At 53.2% G+C, this 25,098-nt stretch carries 26 protein-coding genes; all 26 read left to right on the forward strand.

Annotation, left to right across the window (positions count from 1 at the left end):
• The first annotated feature begins 137 nt into the window (after positions 1–137).
• The 26 genes from EDM60_RS02750 to EDM60_RS02875 all read left to right on the forward strand — a co-directional run bounded on the left by EDM60_RS02750 (position 138) and on the right by EDM60_RS02875 (position 24,993).
• Complete coding sequence (locus EDM60_RS02750) at positions 138–1,217, forward strand: L-threonylcarbamoyladenylate synthase (RefSeq protein ID WP_122962582.1); 1,080 nt, start codon at positions 138–140, stop codon at positions 1,215–1,217.
• A 58-nt stretch (positions 1,218–1,275) separates the two neighbouring features.
• Positions 1,276–1,836, forward strand: coding sequence for a manganese efflux pump MntP (locus EDM60_RS02755; protein WP_063228978.1), 561 nt, complete (start codon positions 1,276–1,278; stop codon positions 1,834–1,836).
• A gap of 32 nt (positions 1,837–1,868) precedes the next feature.
• The gene (locus tag EDM60_RS02760; protein WP_122962583.1) at positions 1,869–2,327 is read left to right on the forward strand and encodes a low molecular weight protein arginine phosphatase; all 459 of its coding nucleotides are present in this window, start codon (positions 1,869–1,871) and stop codon (positions 2,325–2,327) included.
• Positions 2,328–2,477: 150 nt separating this feature from the next.
• Positions 2,478–2,933: a ribose 5-phosphate isomerase B gene (gene rpiB / locus EDM60_RS02765; RefSeq protein WP_063228980.1), complete on the forward strand. Its 456-nt coding sequence runs from the start codon at positions 2,478–2,480 to the stop codon at positions 2,931–2,933.
• On the forward strand, positions 2,934–3,503 hold the full coding sequence (locus EDM60_RS02770; protein WP_122962584.1) for a TIGR01440 family protein: 570 nt from the start codon (positions 2,934–2,936) through the stop codon (positions 3,501–3,503).
• Between the two features lie 45 nt (positions 3,504–3,548).
• Positions 3,549–4,799 carry a serine hydroxymethyltransferase gene (locus EDM60_RS02775; RefSeq protein ID WP_122962585.1) on the forward strand — a complete coding sequence of 417 codons (1,251 nt, stop codon included), beginning with the start codon at positions 3,549–3,551 and terminating at the stop codon, positions 4,797–4,799.
• A gap of 210 nt (positions 4,800–5,009) precedes the next feature.
• On the forward strand, positions 5,010–5,639 hold the full coding sequence (gene upp, locus EDM60_RS02780) for a uracil phosphoribosyltransferase (RefSeq protein ID WP_122962586.1): 630 nt from the start codon (positions 5,010–5,012) through the stop codon (positions 5,637–5,639).
• 18 nt (positions 5,640–5,657) lie between these two features.
• Complete coding sequence (gene wecB / locus EDM60_RS02785) at positions 5,658–6,806, forward strand: non-hydrolyzing UDP-N-acetylglucosamine 2-epimerase (RefSeq protein WP_063228984.1); 1,149 nt, start codon at positions 5,658–5,660, stop codon at positions 6,804–6,806.
• Positions 6,807–7,043: 237 nt separating this feature from the next.
• Entirely contained in the window at positions 7,044–10,208 is a 3,165-nt protein-coding gene (locus tag EDM60_RS02790; protein WP_122962587.1) for a phosphodiester glycosidase family protein, read from the forward strand.
• Positions 10,209–10,342: 134 nt separating this feature from the next.
• Positions 10,343–11,740 (forward strand): adenosylmethionine--8-amino-7-oxononanoate transaminase, encoded by a 1,398-nt coding sequence (gene bioA / locus EDM60_RS02795; RefSeq protein ID WP_122962588.1) that lies wholly within the window; start codon positions 10,343–10,345, stop codon positions 11,738–11,740.
• A complete protein-coding gene (bioD, locus tag EDM60_RS02800) occupies positions 11,737–12,471 on the forward strand; it encodes a dethiobiotin synthase (protein WP_122962589.1) in 735 nt (244 codons plus the stop codon). The genes bioA and bioD overlap by 4 nt, the downstream gene beginning before the upstream one ends.
• Positions 12,472–13,467 (forward strand): biotin synthase BioB, encoded by a 996-nt coding sequence (gene bioB / locus EDM60_RS02805; protein WP_122962590.1) that lies wholly within the window; start codon positions 12,472–12,474, stop codon positions 13,465–13,467. It begins immediately after the preceding gene.
• Between the two features lie 17 nt (positions 13,468–13,484).
• The gene (bioF, locus tag EDM60_RS02810; protein ID WP_122962591.1) at positions 13,485–14,675 is read left to right on the forward strand and encodes an 8-amino-7-oxononanoate synthase; all 1,191 of its coding nucleotides are present in this window, start codon (positions 13,485–13,487) and stop codon (positions 14,673–14,675) included.
• A 1-nt stretch (position 14,676) separates the two neighbouring features.
• Positions 14,677–15,435 carry an alpha/beta fold hydrolase gene (locus EDM60_RS02815; protein ID WP_122962592.1) on the forward strand — a complete coding sequence of 253 codons (759 nt, stop codon included), beginning with the start codon at positions 14,677–14,679 and terminating at the stop codon, positions 15,433–15,435.
• Positions 15,383–16,201 (forward strand): malonyl-ACP O-methyltransferase BioC, encoded by an 819-nt coding sequence (bioC, locus tag EDM60_RS02820; protein WP_122962593.1) that lies wholly within the window; start codon positions 15,383–15,385, stop codon positions 16,199–16,201. The genes EDM60_RS02815 and bioC overlap by 53 nt, the downstream gene beginning before the upstream one ends.
• Positions 16,202–16,325: 124 nt before the next feature.
• A complete protein-coding gene (locus EDM60_RS02825) occupies positions 16,326–17,516 on the forward strand; it encodes an acetyl-CoA C-acetyltransferase (RefSeq protein ID WP_063228992.1) in 1,191 nt (396 codons plus the stop codon).
• Positions 17,517–17,653: 137 nt separating this feature from the next.
• A complete protein-coding gene (locus EDM60_RS02830) occupies positions 17,654–17,863 on the forward strand; it encodes an AtpZ/AtpI family protein (protein ID WP_005827760.1) in 210 nt (69 codons plus the stop codon).
• A gap of 11 nt (positions 17,864–17,874) precedes the next feature.
• Positions 17,875–18,243 (forward strand): ATP synthase subunit I, encoded by a 369-nt coding sequence (locus EDM60_RS02835; protein ID WP_063228993.1) that lies wholly within the window; start codon positions 17,875–17,877, stop codon positions 18,241–18,243.
• 65 nt (positions 18,244–18,308) lie between these two features.
• On the forward strand, positions 18,309–19,124 hold the full coding sequence (gene atpB / locus EDM60_RS02840) for a F0F1 ATP synthase subunit A (protein ID WP_063228994.1): 816 nt from the start codon (positions 18,309–18,311) through the stop codon (positions 19,122–19,124).
• Positions 19,125–19,179: 55 nt separating this feature from the next.
• A complete protein-coding gene (gene atpE / locus EDM60_RS02845) occupies positions 19,180–19,401 on the forward strand; it encodes a F0F1 ATP synthase subunit C (protein WP_005831752.1) in 222 nt (73 codons plus the stop codon).
• Positions 19,402–19,590: 189 nt separating this feature from the next.
• Complete coding sequence (gene atpF / locus EDM60_RS02850; RefSeq protein WP_122962594.1) at positions 19,591–20,094, forward strand: F0F1 ATP synthase subunit B; 504 nt, start codon at positions 19,591–19,593, stop codon at positions 20,092–20,094.
• Entirely contained in the window at positions 20,091–20,618 is a 528-nt protein-coding gene (locus EDM60_RS02855; RefSeq protein WP_122962595.1) for a F0F1 ATP synthase subunit delta, read from the forward strand. The genes atpF and EDM60_RS02855 overlap by 4 nt, the downstream gene beginning before the upstream one ends.
• Before the next feature lie 40 nt (positions 20,619–20,658).
• A complete protein-coding gene (atpA, locus tag EDM60_RS02860) occupies positions 20,659–22,170 on the forward strand; it encodes a F0F1 ATP synthase subunit alpha (RefSeq protein WP_063228998.1) in 1,512 nt (503 codons plus the stop codon).
• A gap of 75 nt (positions 22,171–22,245) precedes the next feature.
• Entirely contained in the window at positions 22,246–23,109 is an 864-nt protein-coding gene (gene atpG, locus EDM60_RS02865) for an ATP synthase F1 subunit gamma (protein ID WP_063228999.1), read from the forward strand.
• Between the two features lie 48 nt (positions 23,110–23,157).
• On the forward strand, positions 23,158–24,567 hold the full coding sequence (atpD, locus tag EDM60_RS02870; RefSeq protein WP_122962596.1) for a F0F1 ATP synthase subunit beta: 1,410 nt from the start codon (positions 23,158–23,160) through the stop codon (positions 24,565–24,567).
• 27 nt (positions 24,568–24,594) lie between these two features.
• Entirely contained in the window at positions 24,595–24,993 is a 399-nt protein-coding gene (locus EDM60_RS02875) for a F0F1 ATP synthase subunit epsilon (protein WP_122962597.1), read from the forward strand.
• Positions 24,994–25,098: the final 105 nt, after the last annotated feature.

Below are 25,098 nucleotides of genomic sequence, written 5' to 3' on the forward strand. Positions count from 1 at the left end.
GGTAACAAACACGTTTTCCACGGCTTTTCCCGAAGTTATTCACAAGTTACCCACAGGCTGTTGAAAACTTTTCGAGGCACAACTATACTAAAGGCACTCATTACAAAGAAACGAGCAAGAGAAAGGATTTTTTTACGATGGAAATCAATTTAGTGACGAAAGTCTGGTCTGTGGATAACGATGTGGAAAACATCCAGAGTTGTACACAGATTGTGGATGCAGCCCGGTTGCTGCACGCTGGGGAAGCTGTCGCTTTTCCAACAGAGACGGTCTATGGCCTGGGAGCCAATGCATTGTCTAATGAAGCAGTGGAGAAAATATTTGCAGCGAAAGGCCGACCGAGTGACAATCCGCTGATCGTGCATATTGGCGAACGGCAGCAGTTGTCCACAGTTGCCGGGGAAGTGCCGGAAAAAGGACAGAAGCTGATGGATGCCTTCTGGCCTGGGCCACTCACTGTCATTGTTCCGAAAAATGATCGCGTTGCTTCCCTGGTGACAGCGGGCCTGGATTCTGTCGGTGTGCGCATGCCTGCTCATCCGGTTGCCCTTGCTTTGATCAAACAAGCGGGCGTACCGATTGCTGCGCCGAGTGCGAACCGTTCCGGTCGTCCAAGCCCGACTACAGCCGCGCATGTGTTAGCAGACCTGGACGGGAGAGTGGCAGGGATCGTCGATGGCGGAGCAACAGGAGTAGGCGTCGAGTCTACTGTCATTGATGTGACCGTGGAGCCGCCTGTTATCCTTCGTCCCGGCGGCATTACCCGTGAACAGCTGGAAAGCGTAATCGGCCCGGTCGAGCTTGATCCTTCTTTTGAAGTGGGAGCAGTAGAAACTCCGCGCGCTCCCGGGATGAAATATACGCATTATGCTCCGGAGGGCGAGCTGTGGCTGGTGGCGGGAAGCGAAGAGCAGGCTCGCATAAAAATGGCGGAGCTGCTGTCGCAAGCCAAAATCGATGGCCAAAAAACAGGGGTGCTGGCAACGGAAGAGTCGGCTGGCTATTGGCGTGATCACGAGGCAGCCGATGTCGTTCTGACGGTAGGTGCCCAAGCTGATTTGGAACAAGTCGCCCAGCAGCTGTACGCTGTTTTGCGGGAATTTGACAATCAGCAGGTTCAGTTCATCGTGGGAGAAACCTTTTCGCGGGAAGGCCTGGGAATGGCTGTCATGAACCGTCTGGAAAAAGCGGCGGGCGGTCGCATCTTGTCCGTTTAAAACAGTATAAACTCCTCCTTGTCCGCATAGAGTGAAGGGACGGGGGGGGGGAGGCGGCTTGGACCTGGTTTTGTTTCAATGGGGGCAATTTTTGACGTTGCTCATTATAGCTTTTGCTTTGAGCATGGATGCCTTTTCGCTGGGGATCGGCGTGGGCATGGTGGGCATTCGCTTGCGGGAAATTGTAAAGGTCAGCATTACGATCGGACTTTTTCATATTATGATGCCTGTCGTCGGAATAGTTGTCGGAGCTTACTTGTCCGATTTGGTTGGGGATATCGCCGTTTTTATCGGTGGCGGAGTCCTGATGCTGATCGGTTTGCATATGCTGTGGAACGGATTGGTTCACAGTGATCAAAAAAGCATGTTAAAAACAAAAGGGTTCGGGCTGTTGCTGTTTGCCTTCAGCGTCAGTCTCGACGCGTTGACGGTCGGTTTTTCGTTCGGTCTAATCGAAGTGAACAAAGTCCTGGCGATCTCCCTGTTCGGTATCATGGGAGCAGCCATGTCCTATTTCGGCCTTTTGCTTGGCAGAAGCGTGGGAGGATGGTTGGGCGATTATAGCGAATTAGTAGGGGGATTGATCTTGTTTTGCTTCGGATTGAAATTTGTCATCTAGAAAAGGATGCTGACATAAAGGAGGGGCGATCATTGAAACGGATACTCTTCGTCTGTACGGGAAACACTTGCCGCAGCCCGATGGCAGAGGCGATGTTTCGCGCAAAGACAGCCGGACAACCATTTGAAGTGCGCTCGGCCGGAGTGGCGGCGTATGCCGGACAACCAGCTTCCCCGCATGCCCAGTCGGTGCTTGCTGAACGCGGGATTGCTCACAACCACGCATCAAGCCAGCTAAACGAAGAGCTTTTGGCGTGGTCCGATCTTATTTTGACGATGACGGGCAGTCACAAGCGTGCCATTCTGACCTACTTCCCGGAAGCGGCGGACAAAGTCCATACTTTGCAAGAGTTTGCGGGAATAGAAGGCATAAGAGATATCGCTGATCCTTTTGGCGGGGCGCTTGAGGACTATCGCAGGTGCGCAGAAGAGATTGAGGAGTCGCTGGACAGGCTTTTGGAGCGATTGGCGGAAGTCCGTTTTCGTGAATAACAAGGTTGAAGAGGTGCTGGTAACTAGCCAGGACCTTGTTTCGTGTGAGAGTACGAACATTTTTTGATCAACCAACCAAAATGTTCACTTTTTACTTATGGGATTTTGATGTATAATGAGTGAGATCATGAAACAAGCGAGGGATGACAGATGAAAGTGGCGATTGCTGCTGATCACGGTGGATACAAGCTGAAAGAGGAAATCAAGACTCTGCTCTCCTCCATGAACATCCAGACGGAAGACTTCGGTTGCTCTTGCGAGGATTCGGTAGATTATCCTGATTACGCCTTGCCGGTAGCAGAAAAAGTGGCAGCGGGCGAGTTCGACCGGGGAATTTTGGTGTGCGGTACGGGCATCGGCATGTCGATTGCAGCCAACAAAGTGCCTGGCATTCGCTGTGCGCTGGTGCACGACACGTTTTCTGCACGTGCGACCCGTGAGCATAACAACACCAATGTTTTGGCTATGGGTGAGCGGGTAATTGGCCCTGGTCTGGCGTTGGATATCGTGAAAATTTGGCTGGAGACAGAGTTCCAGGGCGGCCGTCATGAGCGCCGTGTGGAAAAGATCGCACAAATCGAAGCGAAACACGCGGGAGTGAAGTAAGTGGAACTGGCCGCTATCGAACAACAGGCTCGTCAATTGGTTGAGGAGGTTGCCGGGTTGGCCGAGCTTAGAGCCGGACAAATTTTGGTGATCGGGTGCAGTACCAGTGAAGTGCTGGGCAAGCACATCGGCAAAGCTGGCAGTCGGGATGCTGCGGCTGCTATTTATCGCGGCATTCGCAGTGTGCAGGAGCAGCGCGGCTTTGCTGTCGCCTTTCAATGCTGTGAGCATCTGAACCGCGCACTGGTTGTGGAGCGCGAGGTTATGGAGCGATATGGACTGGAAGAGGTTTCGGTCGTTCCCGTTCCTACCGCTGGCGGTTCCATGGCGGCACATGCTTTTGCGCAGCTTGCCGATGCTGTAGTCGTGGAAAATATTCGCGCACATGCAGGTATCGATATCGGCGATACGTTCATTGGCATGCACCTGAAACAGGTAGCTGTGCCTGTACGCCCTTCTCAACGGACTGTGGGAGAGGCGCATGTCACGGCAGCGCGGACACGTCCCAAGCTGATTGGCGGTGCTCGCGCGGTCTACGAAGTGGCGCCTCAAAATGAAAGCTGTACCTAAAAAGAATGTGGGACAAGCCCATTTTCAAGGAGGAGAACATACATCATGCTAGATTTTTTGCGTAAACAGGACCCGCAAGTATTGGAAGGCATTCAACTGGAATTGGGAAGACAGCGTGACAAAATTGAGCTGATCGCATCCGAGAACTTTGTTAGCCGCGCCGTAATGGAAGCGATGGGTACTGTTCTGACCAACAAATACGCAGAAGGCTATCCAGGACGCCGCTACTATGGCGGTTGCGAATACGTGGACATCGTGGAAAACATTGCGCGCGATCGCGTAAAAGAAATCTTCGGTGCCGAGCATGCAAACGTACAGCCGCACTCCGGCGCACAAGCAAACATGGCCGTGTACTTCACCATCTTGCAGCCGGGCGACACCGTACTTGGCATGAACCTCTCCCATGGCGGACACTTGACGCACGGAAGCCCTGTTAACTTCTCCGGTACACTGTACAACTTCGTAGAATACGGCGTGGATCAAGAATCCCACCTGATCAATTATGAAGACGTTCGCGCCAAAGCTTTGGAGCACAAGCCTAAGCTGATCGTAGCGGGAGCAAGTGCTTATCCGCGCACAATCGACTTCGCCAAATTCCGTGAAATCGCGGATGAAGTCGGCGCTTATTTCATGGTAGACATGGCGCACATCGCTGGTCTGGTTGCCGCTGGCCTGCATCCAAACCCGGTTCCATACGCTCATTTCGTTACTTCTACCACTCACAAAACATTGCGCGGTCCTCGCGGCGGTCTGATTTTGTGCAAAGAAGAATTTGCAAAAGCGATCGACAAGTCTGTGTTCCCTGGCGTACAAGGCGGACCGTTGATGCACGTGATTGCGGCAAAAGCGGTTTCCTTCGGCGAAGCGCTGCAACCGGACTTCAAAGATTACGCAGCTCGCATCGTGAGCAATGCGCGCGCATTTGCTGAAGCGCTGCAAGCAGAAGGTCTGACACTCGTTTCTGGCGGAACCGACAACCACCTCGTGCTGATTGACGTGAGCAAAATCGGCTTGACTGGTAAAGTAGCCGAGCACCTGCTGGACGAAGTAAGCATCACCACTAACAAAAACACCATCCCTTACGATACACAAAGCCCATTCGTCACAAGCGGTATCCGCATGGGTACACCAGCGGTAACAAGCCGTGGCTTCGACGAAGAAGCAATGAAAGAAGTAGCAGCGATCATCGCCCTGACTTTGAAAAACCCGGAAGACGCTGCCAAACACGAAGAAGCTCGCCAACGCGTAGCAGCGCTGTGCCAACGCTTCCCGATGTACGAAGGTTTGACGATTTAAGGTTTTGATAAAATGGCTTCAATCAAACAGACCCTGTGATTGCTCGCGCGGGTCTGTTTTTCTTTTACATCCTAAACGATTTTTTCCTGACAACAGCCATAGCTGGTCACCAGGCAAAAGAAAAAAGTACGAAGATTAGGCAAATTGACGGCGACCCGCTCCTTCGCTATGATGGAAAAGATGCATTGATAGGGAAACGGAGGAACGTACATGAGCCGTGTATATGTGTTTGACCACCCGCTGATTCAGCATAAAGTGACGTTTATTCGTGACAAGAATACAGGAACCAAGGAATTTCGCGAACTGGTAGATGAAGTAGCGACCCTGATGGGCTACGAAATCACACGCGACATGCCGCTGGAAGAAACCACGATCGAGACCCCGGTAGCTACCTGTCAGTCTAATGTGATTGCCGGTAAAAAAGTAGGTCTGGTTCCGATCCTGCGTGCAGGACTCGGCATGGTGGACGGGCTGTTGAAGCTGATTCCGGCCGCAAAAGTAGGCCATGTGGGGCTGTACCGTGATCCGGAAACCCTGCAACCGGTAGAGTATTACGTAAAGCTGCCTTCCGATGTAGCGGAGCGCGAACTGATCGTCATCGACCCGATGCTGGCGACTGGCGGTTCTGCCGTGGCAGCCATCCAGGCTTTGAAAAAACGCGGAGCGAGAAACCTCAAGCTGATGTGCCTGATTGCTGCTCCAGAAGGCATCAAAATGGTGCAGGACGAGCATCCTGACGTAGATATTTACGTAGCTGCTATTGACGAATATTTAAATGACCATGGATACATTGTGCCTGGCTTGGGCGATGCGGGTGACCGCTTGTACGGCACAAAGTAGGCGGAGAGGGAATCCAAGATGAAAACAGTAAAAGTAATGACGGTTTTCGGCACGCGCCCGGAAGCGATCAAGATGGCACCTCTCGTACATGAATTGAAAAAGTACGAAGGGCAAATCGAGTCGATCGTATGCGTGACCGCACAGCATCGCCAAATGCTCGACCAGGTGTTGGGTATTTTCGATATTTCGCCGGACATTGACTTGAACATCATGAAAGACCGTCAAACATTGGTAGACGTGACGACACGCGCCTTGCAAAGTCTCGATGCCGCGATCAAGGATGTAAAACCGGATATTGTGCTCGTGCACGGCGATACGACGACCACATTCGTGGCGAGTCTGGCTGCTTTTTACAACCAGGTAGCGATCGGCCATGTGGAAGCCGGCCTGCGCACGTGGGACAAATACTCGCCGTTCCCGGAGGAGATGAACCGCCAACTGACAGGCGTGATGGCCGATCTGCACTTCTCTCCAACCGAAGGATCGGCTGACAACCTCAGACGGGAAGCCAAACCGGAAGAGAGCATTTACGTCACAGGCAACACAGCGATCGACGCATTGAAAACGACGGTGCGTGAAGATTATACGCATCCGGTTCTCGATCAGGTGGGCGACCACAAGCTGGTACTGATGACGGCTCATCGCCGCGAAAACTTGGGTGAGCCAATGCGCCGAATTTTCCGCGCTGTCAGAAGACTGGTGGACGAGCATCCCGAGATTTTCGTCGTGTATCCAGTCCATCTCAACCCGGCTGTTCAAGAGGTGGCTCAGGAGATTTTGGGAGATCACGAGCGCATTACATTGACCGAACCGCTCGATGCACTCGACTTCCATAACTTTGCCCGCCGCGCTCATCTGATTCTGACCGATTCTGGCGGTGTTCAGGAAGAAGCGCCGTCTCTTGGCGTGCCTGTGCTCGTGCTCCGGGACACAACCGAGCGTCCGGAAGGAATCGAAGCTGGAACTCTCAAGCTGGCGGGAACAGACGAAGAACAAGTATACGCGATGGCAAACGAGCTTTTGACCAATCAGGCAGCCTACGATGCGATGGCTCATGCTGCGAATCCGTACGGAGACGGAGAAGCATCCCGCCGGATTGTAGAAGCGATCCTGTATCATTTCGGAATCCGTTCCGATCGCCCGGAACCGTTCCAACCGGGGCAATAAGCATCTGGATAGTGCGCTTGAACAAAAGCGGCATACAGCTAGAATCGACCCGTCCGGTATGGATTGTAAATCCGGGCGGGTTTTCGTGCTTTTGGCAGACTGACGATTTGGTATGTTTTGCTAAGAGAGAATCTGCAAAATTGGCGAAACTATCCACTACTTGGGAGCGTCTAACGATTAGTTACCGACTTACATAGCGAACAGACAGAGTTTGGAAAATGGAGAGGAGTTACTAACATGAGAGCGCAAAGGATGGTGACGCTGCTCACGGCCACGACTATGGCCTGGGGAGCTTTTGTTCCGTTTGTGCCGCTTGCGACCAATGTCGCGCACGCCCGGGCGGAAACCAGTGCATTGAATATCATGTGGCAAACCCCGATTGGTGAGGGAACCACTTTGCTTAAATATACGAAATCGTTCGCCAACCAGCTCGTGACCATCATGGTGACGAAAGTGGATTTGAACAATCCGTATGTTGAGGTCAAGCCCGTATACGGAACGGCTGGCAAACTGACAGACAGACAAACCGTGACGCAGATGGCCAGGGAGACAGGGGCAGTCGCTGCGATCAACGCTGACTTTTTCGACATGTCCAAGCGGGGAGCGCCGTTTGGCATCGTTCAGAAAGACGAGCAGCTGATTTCCTCGATGGGACTGATTTCGTACTGGTACAGCCTCGGAATCACGGGCGACAAGATGGCCATCATCGACAAGTTCGGATTCGGGGGAAAAGTCACCGCGCCGAACGGGGCTGTCTATTCGATCCAGGGCGTCAATAAAGAAGTGTACAATCCGAGCGAAGGCCGTAAAAGTCACCAAAATCAGTTGAACGTCTACACGCCTTCTTTTGGCAAAACGAGCCTCGGTGCGATCTCAGGCTACAAAGATGTCGTCGAGATTTTGTTCGTCGACAACGTCGCCAAGGAAGTGCGCATCAATCAGCCGGGAGTATACATACCTTACAACGGATACGTGCTGTGGGGACACGGAGAGGCAGCCGCTTTCCTCAAGCAAAATTTCCCGGTGGGCGCCACAGCTGCGGTTGAATACCAAACCACACCGCAAACCCTCGATTTGAAGCAAGCCGTGGGCGGAAACGTGTTGCTGGTCAATCAAGGCAAAGCACTGACCTCGTTTCAGGCGGACAAGTCTATTGTCGCGGCCAATGCCCGCACGGCAGTAGGGGTTTCCCAGGATGGCAAAACTTTGTACATGGTGACGATTGATGCGGCCAGCAAGGTTAGTTTGGACGAGCTGGCAAAAATCATGGCGGAGCTTGGCTCCTACCGTGCCGTGAATTTTGACGGCGGCGGCTCCACGACACTCGCAGCCCGCATGCTCGGGGAGACACACGCCAATCTGTCCAACAAGCCAAGTGGCGGTTCCGAGCGTCGGGTGCCGACAGGGCTTGCTGTTTACAACACCGCTCCGCCAGGAGAATTGCGAGGATTCCAAATTGATGTGCCGTCCGATATCCTGATCGGGCAAACGGTAGCGCTCACTGCTTCCAAAGGATACGACACGCATTACCAGCCTTACGCGATCAATCCGGCAAACGTCACCTGGGATATCCCGCAATCGGACGCCGGAACAGTGGACGGCCAGCGCTTTACTCCAGCCCGCTCTGGAAAAATTACGCTGACGGGCCGACTGGGCAACGTCACGCAAAACAAAGATGTTCAAGTCGTTGCAGGCAGTGAAGTTCAGCAAATCGTTGTTTCCCCAAGCCCAGTTTCAATTGCGCCTGGACAAGCCTTGACGCTTGATGTCAAAATCAAGACGAAAAAAGGCGCGACGATTCAGGCGACTCCGCTTAGCGTGAAAGCAAGCGTGGACTCCGCTGTCGCTACTGTCAACGACAAGCTGCAACTGATTGCCGGCAATGAGCCGGGCAATGGAAACTTGACGATTACTTACGACGGCGTATCGACGACCGTTCCGTTTGCTGTCGGTCAATTCGAACAGCCTTGGCTGACGTTTGACAATCAGGTAGGAATGTACCATGCGGCGAATCCGAGCAGCATCAGCTCCGCCGGATCGTTTTCGCTCGTATCAGATCAAGTATTTCGCACGAAAAAAGCGGCGAAGCTCGTCTATAACTTCTCGGGTGCGCCAGCGGGCAACATGCGCATCTCCTACGGCATACTGGGTGCCCAGCCTGTGGCGATTCCAGGCAAACCGCTCGGTCTCGGCCTGTGGGTGAACGGAGACAACAGCAGACACTGGCTGCGCGCAGAAGTGCTGGACGCCAACGGCAAGACGGTCTACGTCGATCTGGCAAAAGAAATCGACTGGTCCGGCTGGAAGCAAGTGAAGGGGTACTTCCCGAGCAATGTCGCCTATCCATTGCAACTGCGAAGCATCTATGTAGTCGATCAGGCAAACGACGGCATTACACAAGACAAGGGAACCCTTTACTTCGACGAGTTCTCCCTGCTGTTGCCGAACCAGACAGGCAAACCAGGCAATGCGACGGTTGTGCCTGAACTGCCAGGCAGCATGTCTTTGGGAGCGGAACTGGATCTCGGTTACTCGTTTGAGAAAACAACACCGTTTTTGGACACGGCACTGGTGGAAGTCGACTCCATCGTCGGCCAACAGCTTCCGGGATATGTACCTGCCGACTATTCGTTCACGATCAAGCCTGGCGAGCGCAAAGCAGGCGCAGAAGACGCGATTTCGACATCTTCGATCAAGCTGACACTTGTGCCGAAGAAGTGGATTGCCGGAAAAGGCGTCGGATTGCTGTACGTCAATGAAGCCAACCAAACGCTCGACCCGCTGCTGGGTACAAGAAACGCCCAAGGACAATGGGTTTACGAAGTGAACAGCTACGGCAAATACGTTCCGTACTATTCGGACGACGTTGGAACTCTCAGTCCATCATTCACGGATATCGCCAACCATCCTGCCAAAGCGGAAATCATGTACATGGCGGAAAACGGGTACGTGAAAGGCTTGACGGACACGACATTCGGGCCGGAAGCTTCGCTCACCAGGGCACAGTTCGTCACTTTGCTGGCGCGCACGTTCAACTGGGAGCTGCCAGCTTCGCCTAAGCTCAGCTTCAAGGACAAGGTGCCTGACTATGCGCAAGGGGCTGTGCAGGTTGCCGTTTCCAAAGGGCTGGTGAAAGGCTACGAGGACAAAACGTTCCGTCCCGACAAACCTGTGACAAGAGCCGAGGCTGCCGTCATTCTGGATCGTTTGGTGAACAAAAAAGGAGCGGCTAAAACCGTTTCCGACAAAGGAACGTGGCCATCCTGGGCATCCGGTTCGATCACCAACATGGTCGGATTGGGCCTGATTGATCCGATCAGCGGAAAATACCAACCGAACAAGTCTACGACTCGCGCAGTGTGCGTGGTAGCGCTCTATCGGATTTTGCACCAAACCAAATAAGTAGAGGCAAGTAAAAACGCGAAGACCAGTCTTCTCCCGCTGTTGGAGAGACTGGTCTTTTTCGTTTGCCCATGCGTGGGAAAAAGTCATTGCCGAAATAAGTTAACTGTTTTATTATTTTGGTTAACAAATATATGTTAACTAAGGATGTGATCTGGTTGTTACATATGTATGACTATGCCGAACTGGCAGAAAAGAACAGACGATTTTTATGGCATCCTTTTACCCAAATGAAGGACTACAACGCCCAGGAGCCAGTGATTATCGCCAGGGGCGAAGGGGTCAAGCTGATCGACGTGAACGGCAAAGCGTACTATGACGGATTTTCGTCTGTATGGCTGAATGTACACGGCCACAATGTCCCGGAACTGAATCAGGCGATTACGGAACAACTGGAGCAGATCGCGCATTCGACGCTCTTGGGGATGGCGAATGTGCCGTCCATTTTGCTGGCTGAGCAATTGATTCGTATAGCACCGCCGGGGCTGAGCAAAGTGTTTTATTCGGACAATGGTGCGACAGCGGTGGAAATCTCGCTGAAAATGGCGTTCCAGTATTGGCAGAACCGAGGGCGGACGGGGAAGCACGGATTTATTACGATGAACAACGCTTACCACGGGGATACGATTGGAGCTACCAGTGTGGGCGCGATCCCGCTGTACCATCAGGTTTACAAGCCGCTGCTCTTCTCGCCGCACATCGTTCCGTACCCATATCCGTACCGTGATGGGGGCGAGGAAGCGTCTGTGGAAGCGACCTTGCGCCAGTTGGAGAGCTTGTTACAGCAGAAGGCAGATGAGATTGCAGCGATGATCGTCGAGCCTGTCGTACAGGGAGCCAGCGGGATGATTGTCATGCCTGACGGTTGTTTGAAGCAAATTGCCGAGCTGCTGCGGGCGCATGACGTACTGCTGATTGCAGACGAGGTGGCGACAGGCTTCGGCAGGACGGGAAAAATGTTCGCCTGTGAGCATGACGGTGTGGTCCCGGATATTATGGCGGTTGCCAAAGGTTTGACAGGGGGCTACTTGCCTGTCGCCGCCACTTTGGTTACGGAAGAGATTTACGCTGCATTTTACGCGGACTACGAGGAACAAAAGACGTTTTTCCACGGCCATTCCTTCACAGGAAATCCGCTAGGCTGTGCGGTGGCTTTGGCGAATTTGCGGTTGATGGAGGAACGCAGACTGGTCGATCAAGTGGTGGAAAAAGCGGCGGGACTTGAGGAGCTTTTGCAGCCGCTAAAAGGAGAGCCACATGTCGGTGATATCCGGCAAAAAGGGCTGATGGCAGGGATTGAGCTAGTCAGAGACAAGCAAACAAAGGAGCCGTACCACTGGAATGAACGGATCGGCGTGCGCGTCTGTCAGCGAGCCAGAGAAAAAGGGCTGTTGACCCGACCGCTGGGCAATGTGATCGTCTTCATCCCCCCGCTCGCTTCCACAATGGCCGAGATTGCGGACATGATGCGCATTTTGGCCGAATCGATTCGCGAGGTCACGATTGAGCAAAAGGAGCAGGCGGTACGATGAGCAAGGAGTTTGCAGGACTGTTCATTGCCGGGACGGACACGGAGGTGGGCAAAACGGTCGTGACGGCGGGGATCGCAGCGGCATTGCGCGAGTCAGGCTGCGATGTCGGGGTATGGAAGCCCGTCCAGTCCGGGGCGCTTGCGCACGAGGAAATGAGCGATGCGTTTCGCTTGCAGGCATGGAGCGGTGTGGCAGACAGGTGCGAGGAGATTGCGCCGCTGGCTTTTTCGGCGCCCTTGACGCCGTGGCTGGCTGCGCAGGCAGAGGGCAAGACGCTCACGATAGAGGAAATAACGGCGCATGGTTACCCGTTGCTGACGAAACACGACTGGCTGCTGGTCGAGGGGGCAGGGGGCCTGGCAGTTCCGTTGACCGAGACAGACATGATGGTCGATCTCGCGGTGCGCTTGAAACTGCCGCTTTTGCTGGTTGCCCGGGCAGGTCTGGGAACGATCAACCACACGCTTTTATCGGTCTGGTACGCTCGTTCGCGCGGGCTTGTGGTGGCAGGAGTGATTTTGAATGAGGGGGCTTCTGCTGCCGATCAAAGCGTTGCTACCAACGCCAAAATGATCGAGTGCTACGGAAACGTTCCGGTTTGGGGTGCGCTGCCGCACGTGCCTGACGAGCTGACAAGCGAGCAGGTGGTTGCGTTGGTGAAGCAGCATGTCCACGTGGAATGGATTATGGGGTTGCTAAAACAGCAAATATGCAAAGGAGAGGTTCGATAGATGAGCAGAACCGTTGTCGCCAATTGGAACGAGTATGCAGGAAAGGCTGTGCAAAAGGAAGCACTGACGCTGCAAGAAGCGCTTTGCGTGCTGCGAGCGCCTGACGATGAGCTGTTGCCGTTGTTGCACGCCGCTTTTCAGGTCAGGAAACATTTTTTCGGGAAAAAGGTCAAGCTGAACATGATCTTAAACGCCAAAAGCGGCCTGTGCCCGGAAGATTGCGGCTACTGTTCGCAATCGATCGTCTCTACCGCGCCTGTAGCCAAGTACACCATGCTCGACAAAGAGACGTTACTGGCAGGCGCAAAAGAAGCGATGAACCGCAAGGCTGGTACATACTGCATTGTCGCTTCCGGGCGAGGGCCGACGGAAAAGGAGCTGGGCCAGGTCATTGAAGCGGTGCAAGAAATTCGCGACACCATGCCGCTGAAAATATGCGCTTGTCTGGGCATCCTCAGCGACGAGCAAGCCAAGCGGCTGAAGGAAGCGGGGGTGCACCGATACAACCACAATTTGAACACAAGCCGGAATCATTACGCGGCGATCACCACCACGCATACGTACGAGCAGCGCGTGGGAACGGTCGATACGGTGAAAAAAGCGGGAATGTCGCCATGCTCCGGCGTCATCATCGGCATGGGGGAGAGCGACGAAGAAATCGCGGAGATGGCTTTTGCCTTGCGGAGCCTGGATGCGGATTCGATTCCGGTCAACTTTTTGAACGCGATCCCGGGAACGCCCTTGGAGCATCAGGGACGCACGCTGGCGCAAAAGGCTCTGAAAGTATTGGCGCTGTTCCGCTTTGTCTGCCCGGACAAAGAAATTCGCGTGGCTGGCGGGCGCGAGGTGAATTTGCGCAGCTTGCAGCCGTTGTCGCTCTACGCCGCCAACTCGTTGTTTGTGGGCGATTATTTGACGACACCGGGGCAGGAAATCACCAGCGATCATCAGATGATTGAAGACCTCGGGTTTGAAATCGAGCTATGCGCGCTGTAAGCGAAGAGGTGCGGCAAATGAGGCAAAGGTACGAATGGCTGGAGACGGAATGGAGCAAGATGCGGGAGCAGTCGCTTTGCCGAGAGTGGCAGACGGTAGAGTCTTTGGCGGAGCATGGAGGAACGTGGATTGTCGTTGGCGGAAAAAAGTTGCTGAACATGTCCTCCAACAACTATTTGGGGCTTGCTCACGATCCGCAAATCATGGCTGCGGGTGAAAAGGCAGCGCGGCAATGGGGCGCAGGAGGAACTGCGTCCCGCCTCGTCCTCGGCAATTACCCGTTGTACGACGAGTTGGAGCAGCGTCTGGCCCGGTGGAAGCAGCGTGAGGAAGCGCTCGTTTTCGCGAACGGCTATCAGGCGAATACGGGGGTGCTTGCTGCGTTGGCTGGTCGGGGCGACGTAGTATTCAGCGATCGGCTGAACCACGCCAGCATTGTGGACGGAATCGTCCTGAGCCGTGCCGAGCACGTCCGGTATCGGCATAACGATTGGGAGCATCTGGCGTTTCTAATGGAAAAACATCAGGGAACGAAACGGAAGTGGATTGTGACGGACAGCGTATTTTCCATGGATGGCGACAAGGCACCATTGCTGGAGTTGATCAAGCTGCGAGAACGGTACGGTGCTTTTCTCATGGTCGATGAAGCGCATGCGGGCGGGGTACGGGGCGAGCGGGGACAAGGTCTGTGCCACGAACTCGGGATCGCGTCGCAGGTGGATGTGCTGATGGGAACGTTCAGTAAAGCTTTTGGCGTATACGGCGCTTATGTTTGTGCCGATCAGGTCGTCATTCGCCATCTGCGTTCGAAAGCGCGCTCGCTCATCTATTCCACAGCGCTGCCTCCTGGTGTCGTCGGGTCGACGATTGCCGCCCTGACGCAGATTGAGGCGGACGAGTGGCGGCGACAAGCGTTGCAGCACAACGCGCAGCTTTTTCGGCGGTTGCTTGCGGAAAAAGGCTTTGCCGTAACTTCAGACGACACGCAGATTGTTCCGATCACGCTGGGAGAAAACGAGCGGGCGCTGCAATTCAGCCAGAAGCTGTGGGAACGGGGAGTTGCAGCTGTCGCGATTCGCCCGCCGACCGTCCCGGATGGAACAGCGCGCATCCGCTTTACGGTAATGGCTACACATCAGCCAGAAGAGCTGGTCTGGGCGGTCGAGCAATTGACTGCTGTCCGGGATGAATGCGCAGGAGGGATGTGAAGTGGCGCCAGTCATTGTTTGGCTGACAGGCTGGGGAATGGCGGATTCATGCTGGGACAAAGTTCGCGAGCGATTGCCCGATGTACGTCATGTGGTCCCTGACTATTCGCAAGTTTCCCGGCCGGACGAATTTTACGAAGTGGTTGCGCAATCCATTCAAAGCTTGAGTGGAAAAGAACTGCTTGTCGTTGGCTGGTCGCTGGGCGGAATGCTGGCCCTTAGGCTGGCAACTGAAAAGCGCGTAGCCGGACTGGTGCTGATTGGGACGACATTGCGGTTTGTCCGCGACCCGGCGGAACGAGAACACGGCATTGGCGCAGCAATGCTTCAGCGGATGAAGCGGCAGCTGGCAAAAGACCGCGAGCGGGTCATGGCCCAATTCGTAGAGCAGATGTTCACAGGGCAAGAACGCGGGCAAAACTGCGTCGATGTGGGGATGGCAGAGGGCCGCTGGAGCCAGCAGGCGCTGTCCGCAGGGCTGGATTACCTGGCGAGCGAGGACTGCCGGTTTGCCCCTGAGCGCTTGTCTTGTCCGGCAGTGGTCATTCATGGCGAAGGCGATATCATCTGTCCGCTCGGCGCGGGAAAAGAGCTTGCGGGCAAGCTGGCGGCAGCCGATTTTTTGCAACTGAAAGACTGCGGGCATGCCCCACACCTGGTTCATCCTGAGCAAGTCAGCGAAGCGATCATGAGGATGGTGAAGCGCATTGCACACAGAACAGATCAAGCGTCGATTCAGCAGCCAGGCGACATCTTATGAACAGTATGCGATTGTGCAAAAAGAGATGGCGCAGCGTCTCGGCGCAATCGTGTCCGCGACGTTGGCGGATAAAAGTGTCGAGAGCATACTGGAAATCGGCTGCGGCACAGGCGGACTGACGCGTCTGATCAGGGGTCAGTACCCGAAAGCCGCATACGAAGCGATTGACATCGCGCCCGGAATGATTACGCAGGCGAGGTCGAACCTTGAGCAGCACGGATTGGCAGTGAGCTTTCGCCAGGCTGATACGGAAGAATGGGTCTGGACACAGCCAGAGGCAACCAGGGATTTGATCGTGTCGGGAGCGTGCTTTCAATGGCTGCTTCGCCCTGAGTCGACGATCCGCCGTCTGTGCAAGCTGCTCAAGCCGGGTTCGCCGCTTTTGTTTTCGACGTTTGGCCCCAACACCTTCTGCGAATTGCACGACTCCTTTGCCCGTGCCCATGCCAGTCTGGGAGAGCAGGGCGTTCGGCACGGACTGTCGTATTTGACGACAGAGCAGTGGCTTGCCTTGCTGGATTCGGCGGGAATGGAATCGTTGCAGGCGACTGTACACAAGGTGGTTTTGACTTACCCGGGCGTGCTGGATTTTTTGCGTGCCGTAAAAGCGGTAGGAGCAAGCGCCAGCGAAGACAAAACGGCGGGCTTGGGCAGAAAAAGGCTGCTGTTTGCCATGGCTGACTATTATCAGCGGACGTACGGAGATGAGAAGGGAGTGCGTGTAACCTACGAGATGCTTTTTGTCAGCGGCTTTCGCAGCCAATAACGTTTTCTTTTGAGAGAATGGGCAGCTTTTTCTTCATGAAAGCGATTTCGCAGCAGGAATCTGCATGAAGAAATGGAATTTTAAGAAGGTTGGCTATCCTGTTCATTCAAGGAGTGTATGGAAGATGAGTCAAAAGGAAATCGTTATCGCAAGCGCAGTGCGCACAGCTATAGGCAGTTTTCAAGGATCGCTCGCGGGAATCTCCGCAACGAAACTGGGCGGCATCGTCCTGGAAGCGGCTTTGGAGCGCGCTGGCGTGTCCAAAGACTCGGTTGATGAAGTGATTATGGGCAATGTACTTTCCGCAGGACTGGGCCAGAATCCTGCCCGTCAGGCTGCCATTCAAGCAGGATTGGCGCACGAGGTGCCGTCCTTGACGATTAACAAAGTATGCGGCTCCGGATTGAAAGCCGTTCATTTGGCTGTACAGGCAATTTTGAGCGGAGATGCCGAAGTCGTGCTGGCGGGTGGCATGGAAAACATGAGCCAGGCTCCGTACTTGCTGGATGGAGCGCGCTCGGGATATCGCATGGGCGATCAAAAGGCGGTCGACTCGATGATCCGCGATGGTCTTTGGTGTGCATTCAACGACTACCACATGGGAATCACAGCCGAAAATCTGTGCGCCAAATACGAGATCGGACGGGAAGAGCAGGACGAGTTTGCGGCATGGAGCCAGGAAAAAGCGCAGAAAGCTTTGGAAAGCGGCCGTTTTCAGGAGGAGATCGTGCCTGTTCCGATTCCGCAGCGCAAAGGCGACCCTGTGCTGTTTGCTGTCGACGAATTTCCGCGCGCTGGCGTAACCGCCGAGATGCTCTCCAAGCTGAAGCCAGCCTTTAAAAAGGACGGCACTGTGACCGCAGGAAACGCTTCGGGCATCAACGATGGCGCGGCTGCGCTTTTAATCATGACCAAGGAAAAGGCGGAGGAGCTGGGCGTAAAACCGCTCGCGCGCATCGTCGCCAATGCCAGTGCGGGCGTCGATCCGAGCATCATGGGCTACGGTCCGGTGCCAGCGACCAAGCGAGTTTTGGAAAAAGCGGGCATGTCTTTGTCCGACATCGATTTGATCGAAGCGAACGAGGCATTCGCCGTTCAATCGCTGTCTGTCGGCAAAGCGCTCGGCTTCGATCGGGAAAAGCTGAACGTTAACGGCGGAGCGATTGCTCTGGGTCATCCAATTGGCGCAAGCGGGGCGAGAATATTAGTTACGCTTGTTCACGAATTGCAAAAGCGCGAAGGGGTAAAATATGGTCTAGCAACCTTGTGTATTGGCGGCGGACAAGGGGTTTCGACAATTGTTGAAAAAATGTAGATTTTCAATTGTGAACGCTTTGTGTACAGAACAAGACGAACGTTGACAAAGGGAATAATTCTTCGTTAATATGGATGAGGGCAAAGGGGCACTTGACACCAGCCCTCTCCTTATGTATGAAAGGAGAATGTTGTTCCGTGTCGAAAATTGATAATCCTTGGCGAGCCATCACGTTGGTCACTTTAATTGGTGTCGATATGGCCGTTTGCGTGGTTGCGGGAGTCTTTCTGGGAAAATACTTGGATGGCCTTTTCGCTACCAATCCGTTGTTTTTGATGGTTGGACTGCTCGCGGGATTAGGAATAGGCGTGTACAGCGTCTACCGCATCATTCGCGGTTACCTCTAGGGAGATGGGACATGCAAACGTTTTCTTCGGCAATGCGATCCACGTTTCGCTATGCCTTTTTCTGTATGGCAATCGCCGCGATACTCTGGGCGCTGTTGCCATCATCGCGTTTCTTTTTGCAAAGCCTCCTGCTCGGGATGGCTGGCAGTCTAGTGAATGGCACGGTCCTCTTCAGCAAAACATGGCGAATTGGCCAGATGGCTGTCGATCCGGGCGTGCGTCCGAAAGGGACAGGTATGCTGCAACGCTTGGTCGTGGCAGGTTTTGCTGTCTTTTTGACTATGCGTTTTCCTCACTTGTTTGGGCTTGCCGGAGTGTTGATCGGCTTGTTCCTTTTCCAGGTTCTCAGTTTCCTTTTTGTGTATCGCTCCTTTAAATAGATAGCAGAATACTTTTTTTCATGTACGTAAGTAACATACTCGCGCGGAAGAAAGGGGTGAAATACATGCATTATTCTCTGCGATTTGAATGGTTGGGCATGGTATTTGACATCTCCACTGTTCTCATGATTTTGGTAACCTCTCTGGTGGTGCTTTTGCTCTGTATCGGGATGACCCGCAACTTGACCTCCGCTACACCAAGCGGCGCGCAAAACGTGATGGAATGGATTGTGGATTTCGTTACTGGCATTACAAAAAGCTATATCTCACCGAAAAAAGCTGCGGGTTTTGTCTCGCTGGCGCTGACTTTGTTCCTCTACATTTTCCTTGGAAACCAACTGGGTCTCGTATTTAACGTAAATACAGCACACCACAACGGTCCTGACCATCAAGTAAGCGAAAAGGTTAAAGACCTGTTGACGGCTTCCACGACTCCTGAGGCAAAACAACAAAAGATGGCCAAGCTTGAGGAAGAGCTTAACTCAAACGATCCGCATTCTCACGGTGTTGTCATCGGCTGGTGGAAATCTCCAACCGCGACACCGAGCGTAACTTTCGCTCTCGCGTTCATCGTTTTGCTGTACGCTCACTACCTGGGCATTAAGAAGAGTTTCGGTGGATGGTTGAAACATACATTCCTGAATCCGATTCACATTCTGGAGGAGTTCATCATCAAACCATTGACGCTTCCTCTGCGTCTATTCGGTAACATCTTTGCGGGTGAGGTTTTGATCGCCTTCCTGTTGGGTGTAGGGATCTTCGGAAGTATTCCGTTGTTCCTGTGGCTGGGCTACTCGGTGTTTGTCGGCTCTGTACAGGCATTCATTTTCACTACGCTGGCGATGGTTTACCTGTCTCAGCAGGTGAATGAAGATCACTAATCAGCATTTCCCCGATTTTATACTCGCTTTTACAAACTAAGGAGGTTTTTAAACAATGGAAGGTTTGGCTCTTGCAATTGGTATCGTATTTGGTCTCGCTGCTCTTGGCGCAGCAATCGGTAACTCCCTGGTAATCTCCCGTACAATTGAAGGCGTAGCTCGTCAACCAGAAGCACGTGGTAACCTGATGGGTCTCATGTTCCTGGGTCTCGGTCTGGTAGAGGCGGTTCCGATCATCGCTGTAGCGATCGGTTTCATTCTCTTCGGTCGTATGTAGTCAGCGAGCAATTGGTAACAATAGGCGGGCGCTTGATACCCGCCTCTATTTTTGATCGAGTGGAAGTCTATGAAGCTGCCATTCGACGCAAGCAAGAAAACTTCGTCATAGTACGAAGCCAGAGTGTCTGAAACAAACGGTATATACCGTGATGATACATCTTTCTTTTCGCAGGAAGGAGTGAAACGAATGCTCGACTTTGGAGCGGTGTCCCTGGAGTGGGGAACGCTTTTAACCCAAGCAATTGTGTTCTTGTTGTTGCTGCTCTTGGTTCGTAAATTGGCTATGGGCCCGATCGTTGGGATCATGGAGAAACGTCGTCAGCATATCGAAACCCAAATTTCATCTGCTGAGCGCAACCGCGCAGAAGCGGAAAAACTCTTGGCTGAACAACGTCGCGTACTGGATGAAGCTCGCGCTGAATCCAAAGCAATCATCGACCGCGCTAGCAAGCAAGCGTCTGATGAAGCGGCGAAAATCGTGGCAGAAGCTCAAGCTGCATCCGAGCGTATGAAAGCGGACGCAAGCGCTGAACTGGCACGTGAAGTAGAAAAAGCAAAATCCGAGCTGCGTGAACAAATGACCAGCCTCTCCGTACTCTTGGCTTCCAAGATTATCGAGAAAGAACTGGACGAAGCAGCTCAAAAGTCCACTGTTGACAAATTCCTGGCTCAAGTAGGAGATCGCCTATGAGTAGCGCAGTAGGAAAGCGTTATGCTCGCGCTCTGTTTGAGGTAGCGAGCGAGCGTGGCAAGATCGATCAGGTGGAAGCTGACCTTGGTGCGATCGTGCAGGCTGTGGAAGGCAACGAAGATCTGCAAAAGATCATGCAGCACCCGCACATCGCTGCAGATGCAAAGGGCAAGCTGGTTGATGAGCTTTTCAAAAGCCATGTAGGGGAAGAGAGCTTCAACTTCCTGAACGTCCTGATTGAAAACGGACGGGAAGTTCAACTGTCTGACATCTACAGCTCCTTTGTGCAACTGGCAAATGAAGCGCGTGGCTACGCAGATGCTGTCGTCACGAGCGCAAAGCCGCTTTCTGATGAAGAACAGGCAGAGTTGGCTGAGAAGTTCGGTCAAACTTTGAATAAAAAGCTGCGGTTGACAGCGGTCGTAGACCCTGCAATCCTCGGCGGCATCGTTATCAAAATTGGCGACCGTCTGTACGATGGCAGCCTGAAAACAAAGTTGGAAACCTTTGCGCAAAAAGCGTAAAGCTCGGTCTTAACGAAGTTGGATGAATGGGGTGAATTAAGTGAGTGCAATCAGACCAGAAGAAATTAGCTCCCTCATCAAAGAGCGGATCGCTAATTTTAAATCTGAAATCGAAGTTGTAGACGTAGGCACAGTCATCCAGGTTGGTGACGGTATTGCTCGCGTTCACGGTTTGGAAAAGGCCATGCAAGGGGAGCTTCTTGAGTTCCAAAATGGCGTAATGGGTATGGTACTCAACTTGGAAGAAGATAACGTGGGTGTCGTTATTATGGGACCTTTCCGCGACATTAAGGAAGGCGATACTGTAAAACGTACCGGCCGCGTTATGGAAGTTCCAGTAGGGGAAGCGCTGCTCGGCCGCGTAGTAAACCCACTGGGTCAACCACTCGATGGTCAAGGACCTATCGCAAATGACGGCTACCGCCCGATCGAGAGCCCGGCTCCTGGCGTAATGGCGCGTAAATCCGTACACGAACCGCTCCAAACAGGTATCAAAGCGATTGACGCGATGATCCCGGTTGGCCGCGGACAGCGTGAGTTGATCATTGGTGACCGCCAAACTGGTAAAACAGCAGTGGCGCTCGACACCATCATCAACCAAAAAGGCAAAGACATGATTTGTATCTACGTGGCGATCGGTCAGAAGCAATCGACCGTTGCGAACATCGTAGAAACCCTGCGTAAAGCAGGCGCTCTGGATTACACCATCATCGTTTCCGCTACAGCTTCCGACCCAGCGCCAATGCTGTACCTGGCTCCTTATGCTGGTGTTACTATGGCTGAGTACTTCATGTACAAAGGCGGACACGTTCTGTGCGTATACGATGACCTGTCCAAACAGGCTGCTGCATACCGCGAAATGTCCCTGTTGCTCCGTCGTCCTCCAGGTCGCGAAGCATATCCTGGTGACGTATTCTACTTGCACTCCCGCTTGCTGGAGCGCGCTGCGAAACTGTCTGATGAACTGGGCGCAGGTTCCATTACTGCTCTGCCGTTCATCGAAACCCAAGCGGGTGACATTTCCGCATACATTCCTACTAACGTGATCTCCATCACGGATGGTCAGATCTTCCTGGAGACAGACTTGTTCAACGCAGGTCAACGTCCAGCGGTTAACACCGGTCTTTCCGTATCTCGTGTAGGTGGTTCCGCGCAAATCAAGGCGATGAAAAAGGTAGCAGGTCCGCTCAAGCTTGAGTTGGCTCAATACCGTGAGCTTGCAGCGTTTGCTCAGTTCGGTTCCGACCTGGACAAAGCTACCCAAGCTCGTCTGACCCGCGGTGAGCGCTTGATGGAAATCATGAAACAAGGCCAGTTCGATCCAATGCCTGTTGAGAAGCAAGTTGCTTCTATCTACAGCGCTACACGCGGCTACCTGGATGACATTCCAGTAGCAGATGTACGCCGCTTTGAGAAAGAGCTGCTGTCTTTCCTGGATTCCAACAAACCACAACTGTTGGAGCACATCCGCACTACGAAAGACCTTCCAGATGAAAAAGAACTGAACGCAGCGATCGAAGAGTTCAAAAAAGGCTTTTCGGTAACTCGCTAATCGTTAACCTGATAGACATCAGATGCATGCCGGGCAAGAAAGCCCGGGCATGCGTTCTCAAGGTGGTGAAAACGAGTGGCAAAAGGAATACGTGAGATTCGACGCAGTATTAAAAGTACCAAAAATACGCGCCAAATCACGAAAGCGATGAAAATGGTGGCGGCAGCGAAACTCCGCCGCAACCAGGAGAAGGCTGAGGCAGCACGTCCTTACGCTGACAAAATCCAGGAAGTGATTGCAAGCATTGCGAGCGGAACAACTGGTTCCAAACATCCGATGCTGCAAAATCGTCCGGTGAAAAAGACTGGTTACATTGTCATCACTTCCGACCGTGGACTTGCTGGCGGATACAACGCCAACATGCTTCGCAAAGTGGTTACCACCATCAGCGAAAAGCACAAATCCAAGGATGAGTACGGTATTTTTGTGATCGGTCGCAAAGGTCGTGACTTCTTCAGCAAACGGAACTATCCGCTTCTGGAAGAGGTAACAGGTCTGCCAGCCAGCCCAGCCTTTGCTGATATCAAGAAAATTGCCGGTGCGGCAGTCCAGATGTTCGCGAACGAACAAATTGACGAACTGTACCTGTGCTACAACAAGTTCCAAAGTGCAATTTCGCAAATACCTACCGTAAAACAATTGCTGCCACTGGAAGCTCCCGAGAGCAACACGGTGCGCACAATCAATTACGAGTATGAGCCGTCCTCGGAAGAAGTTCTGGCCGATCTGTTGCCTAAATACGCGGAAACACTGGTGTACAGTGCGCTTCTCGAAGCGAAGGCTTCCGAAGAAGGTTCCCGTATGACAGCGATGGGCAACGCGACAGACAACGCAACGGATATGATTAACCGTTACACGTTGATCTACAACCGTGCCCGTCAGGCAGCCATTACTCAAGAGATTTCCGAGATCGTTGCAGGTGCAAACGCACAGGCTTAGTGGCAGCGAATAGCTCCCAATTTAGCTTTACAGGAGGGAAGAAGTAAGATGGCGAATGGACGCGTGGTTCAGGTAATGGGTCCGGTTGTTGACGTCGAGTTCGACCGCGGACACCTGCCTGCCATTTACAATGCGATCAAGATTCAACATAAAGCACAAAGCGCTGGCGAGCGCGACATCGACTTGACAGTTGAGGTTGCAACTCACCTGGGTGATAACCTGGTTCGTACCGTTGCGATGTCTTCCACTGACGGTTTGGTTCGCGGTATGGAAGCCGTTGATACAGGTGCAGCTATCTCCGTTCCAGTGGGTGCAGTTACCCTCGGACGCGTATTTAACGTATTGGGAGAGCCGATCGACCTGCAAGAGCTGGGTCAAGTAGATCGTCGCGACCCAATTCACCGTAAAGCTCCTGAGTTCGTAGACCAAGCAACTACTGTTGAAATCCTGGAAACAGGTATCAAAGTAATTGACCTCTTGGCTCCGTACATCAAGGGTGGTAAGATCGGTCTGTTTGGTGGTGCGGGTGTAGGTAAAACCGTTACGATCCAAGAGCTGATCAACAACATCGCGCAAGAGCACGGTGGTATTTCCGTATTCGCTGGTGTAGGTGAGCGTACCCGTGAAGGTAACGACCTGTACCACGAGATGAAAGATGCAGGCGTTCTGCCGAAAACCGCGATGGTATTCGGTCAAATGAACGAACCGCCTGGTGCGCGTCTTCGCGTAGCGTTGACCGGTCTGACAATGGCGGAGTATTTCCGTGATGAAGAAGGCCGCGACGTTCTTCTGTTTATCGACAACATCTTCCGCTTTACCCAAGCGGGTTCCGAGGTATCCGCTCTCTTGGGCCGTATGCCATCCGCGGTAGGTTACCAGCCAACACTGGCTACCGAAATGGGTCAGCTGCAAGAGCGCATTACTTCTACGAAAAAAGGTTCCGTAACGTCTATTCAAGCGATCTACGTACCAGCGGATGACTATACTGACCCGGCGCCTGCGACTACGTTTGCTCACTTGGACGCTACTACCAACCTGGAGCGCTCCATCGCTGAGTTGGGTATCTTCCCTGCGGTAGACCCACTCGCATCCACTTCCCGTGCTCTGACTCCTGACGTAGTTGGTCAAGAACACTACGATGTGGCTCGTGGCGTGCAAAAAATCCTGCAACGTTACAAAGAATTGCAAGATATCATCGCGATCCTTGGTATGGACGAGCTGAGCGACGATGACAAACAAGTGGTTGGCCGCGCGCGCCGCATCCAACGCTTCCTGTCCCAGTCCTTCCACGTTGCCGAGCAATTTACTGGTAACCCAGGCCAATACGTGCCATTGAAAGAAACGGTTCGCAGCTTTAAAGAAATCCTCGAAGGCAAGCACGACCACCTGCCAGAGGGCGCGTTCCTGTATGTAGGAACGATTGAAGAAGCGGTAGAAAAAGCGAAGAAAATGGCGTAAGACACCCTGGAAAGGGGAGACGATTAAATGAGTAAGATGACAGTTGAAGTCGTAACTCCTGAACGGGTTGTCTATAGCGGTCAGGCTGAAATGGTCATTGCTCGCGGTGTTCAAGGGGATCTCGGTATTTTGCCGAACCATATGCCACTGGTGAGCCCGCTGAAAATAGCGCCTGTTCGGATCAAGACAGAAGGCGAGAAAGAAGTAAAGATGGCTGTAAGCGGCGGCTTCATGGAAGTGCGCGGCGATAAAGTAACCATCCTTGCTGAAACGGCTGAATTGCCGGGAGACATCGATGTTGAACGCGCGAAGGCAGCGAAAGCTCGCGCCGAGAAGCGTTTGGCTGAGAAATATGCCGAGCTCGACGTCCAGCGTGCTGAGCGTGCGCTGCAACGTGCGATGGCACGTCTCGACGTAACGAAGTAAGCGTAAGCTTGATATCCCCGCGCCCATGTGGCTGCGGGGATTTTTCGGTTACGAGCGCGTATGGCGATACATGCATGCTGGGCATGATATTTCCAGTTGGTAATC

Origin of the sequence: Brevibacillus parabrevis (assembly GCF_003710905.1) — a bacterium.
GTDB classification, from domain to species: Bacteria; Bacillota; Bacilli; order Brevibacillales; family Brevibacillaceae; genus Brevibacillus; species Brevibacillus parabrevis.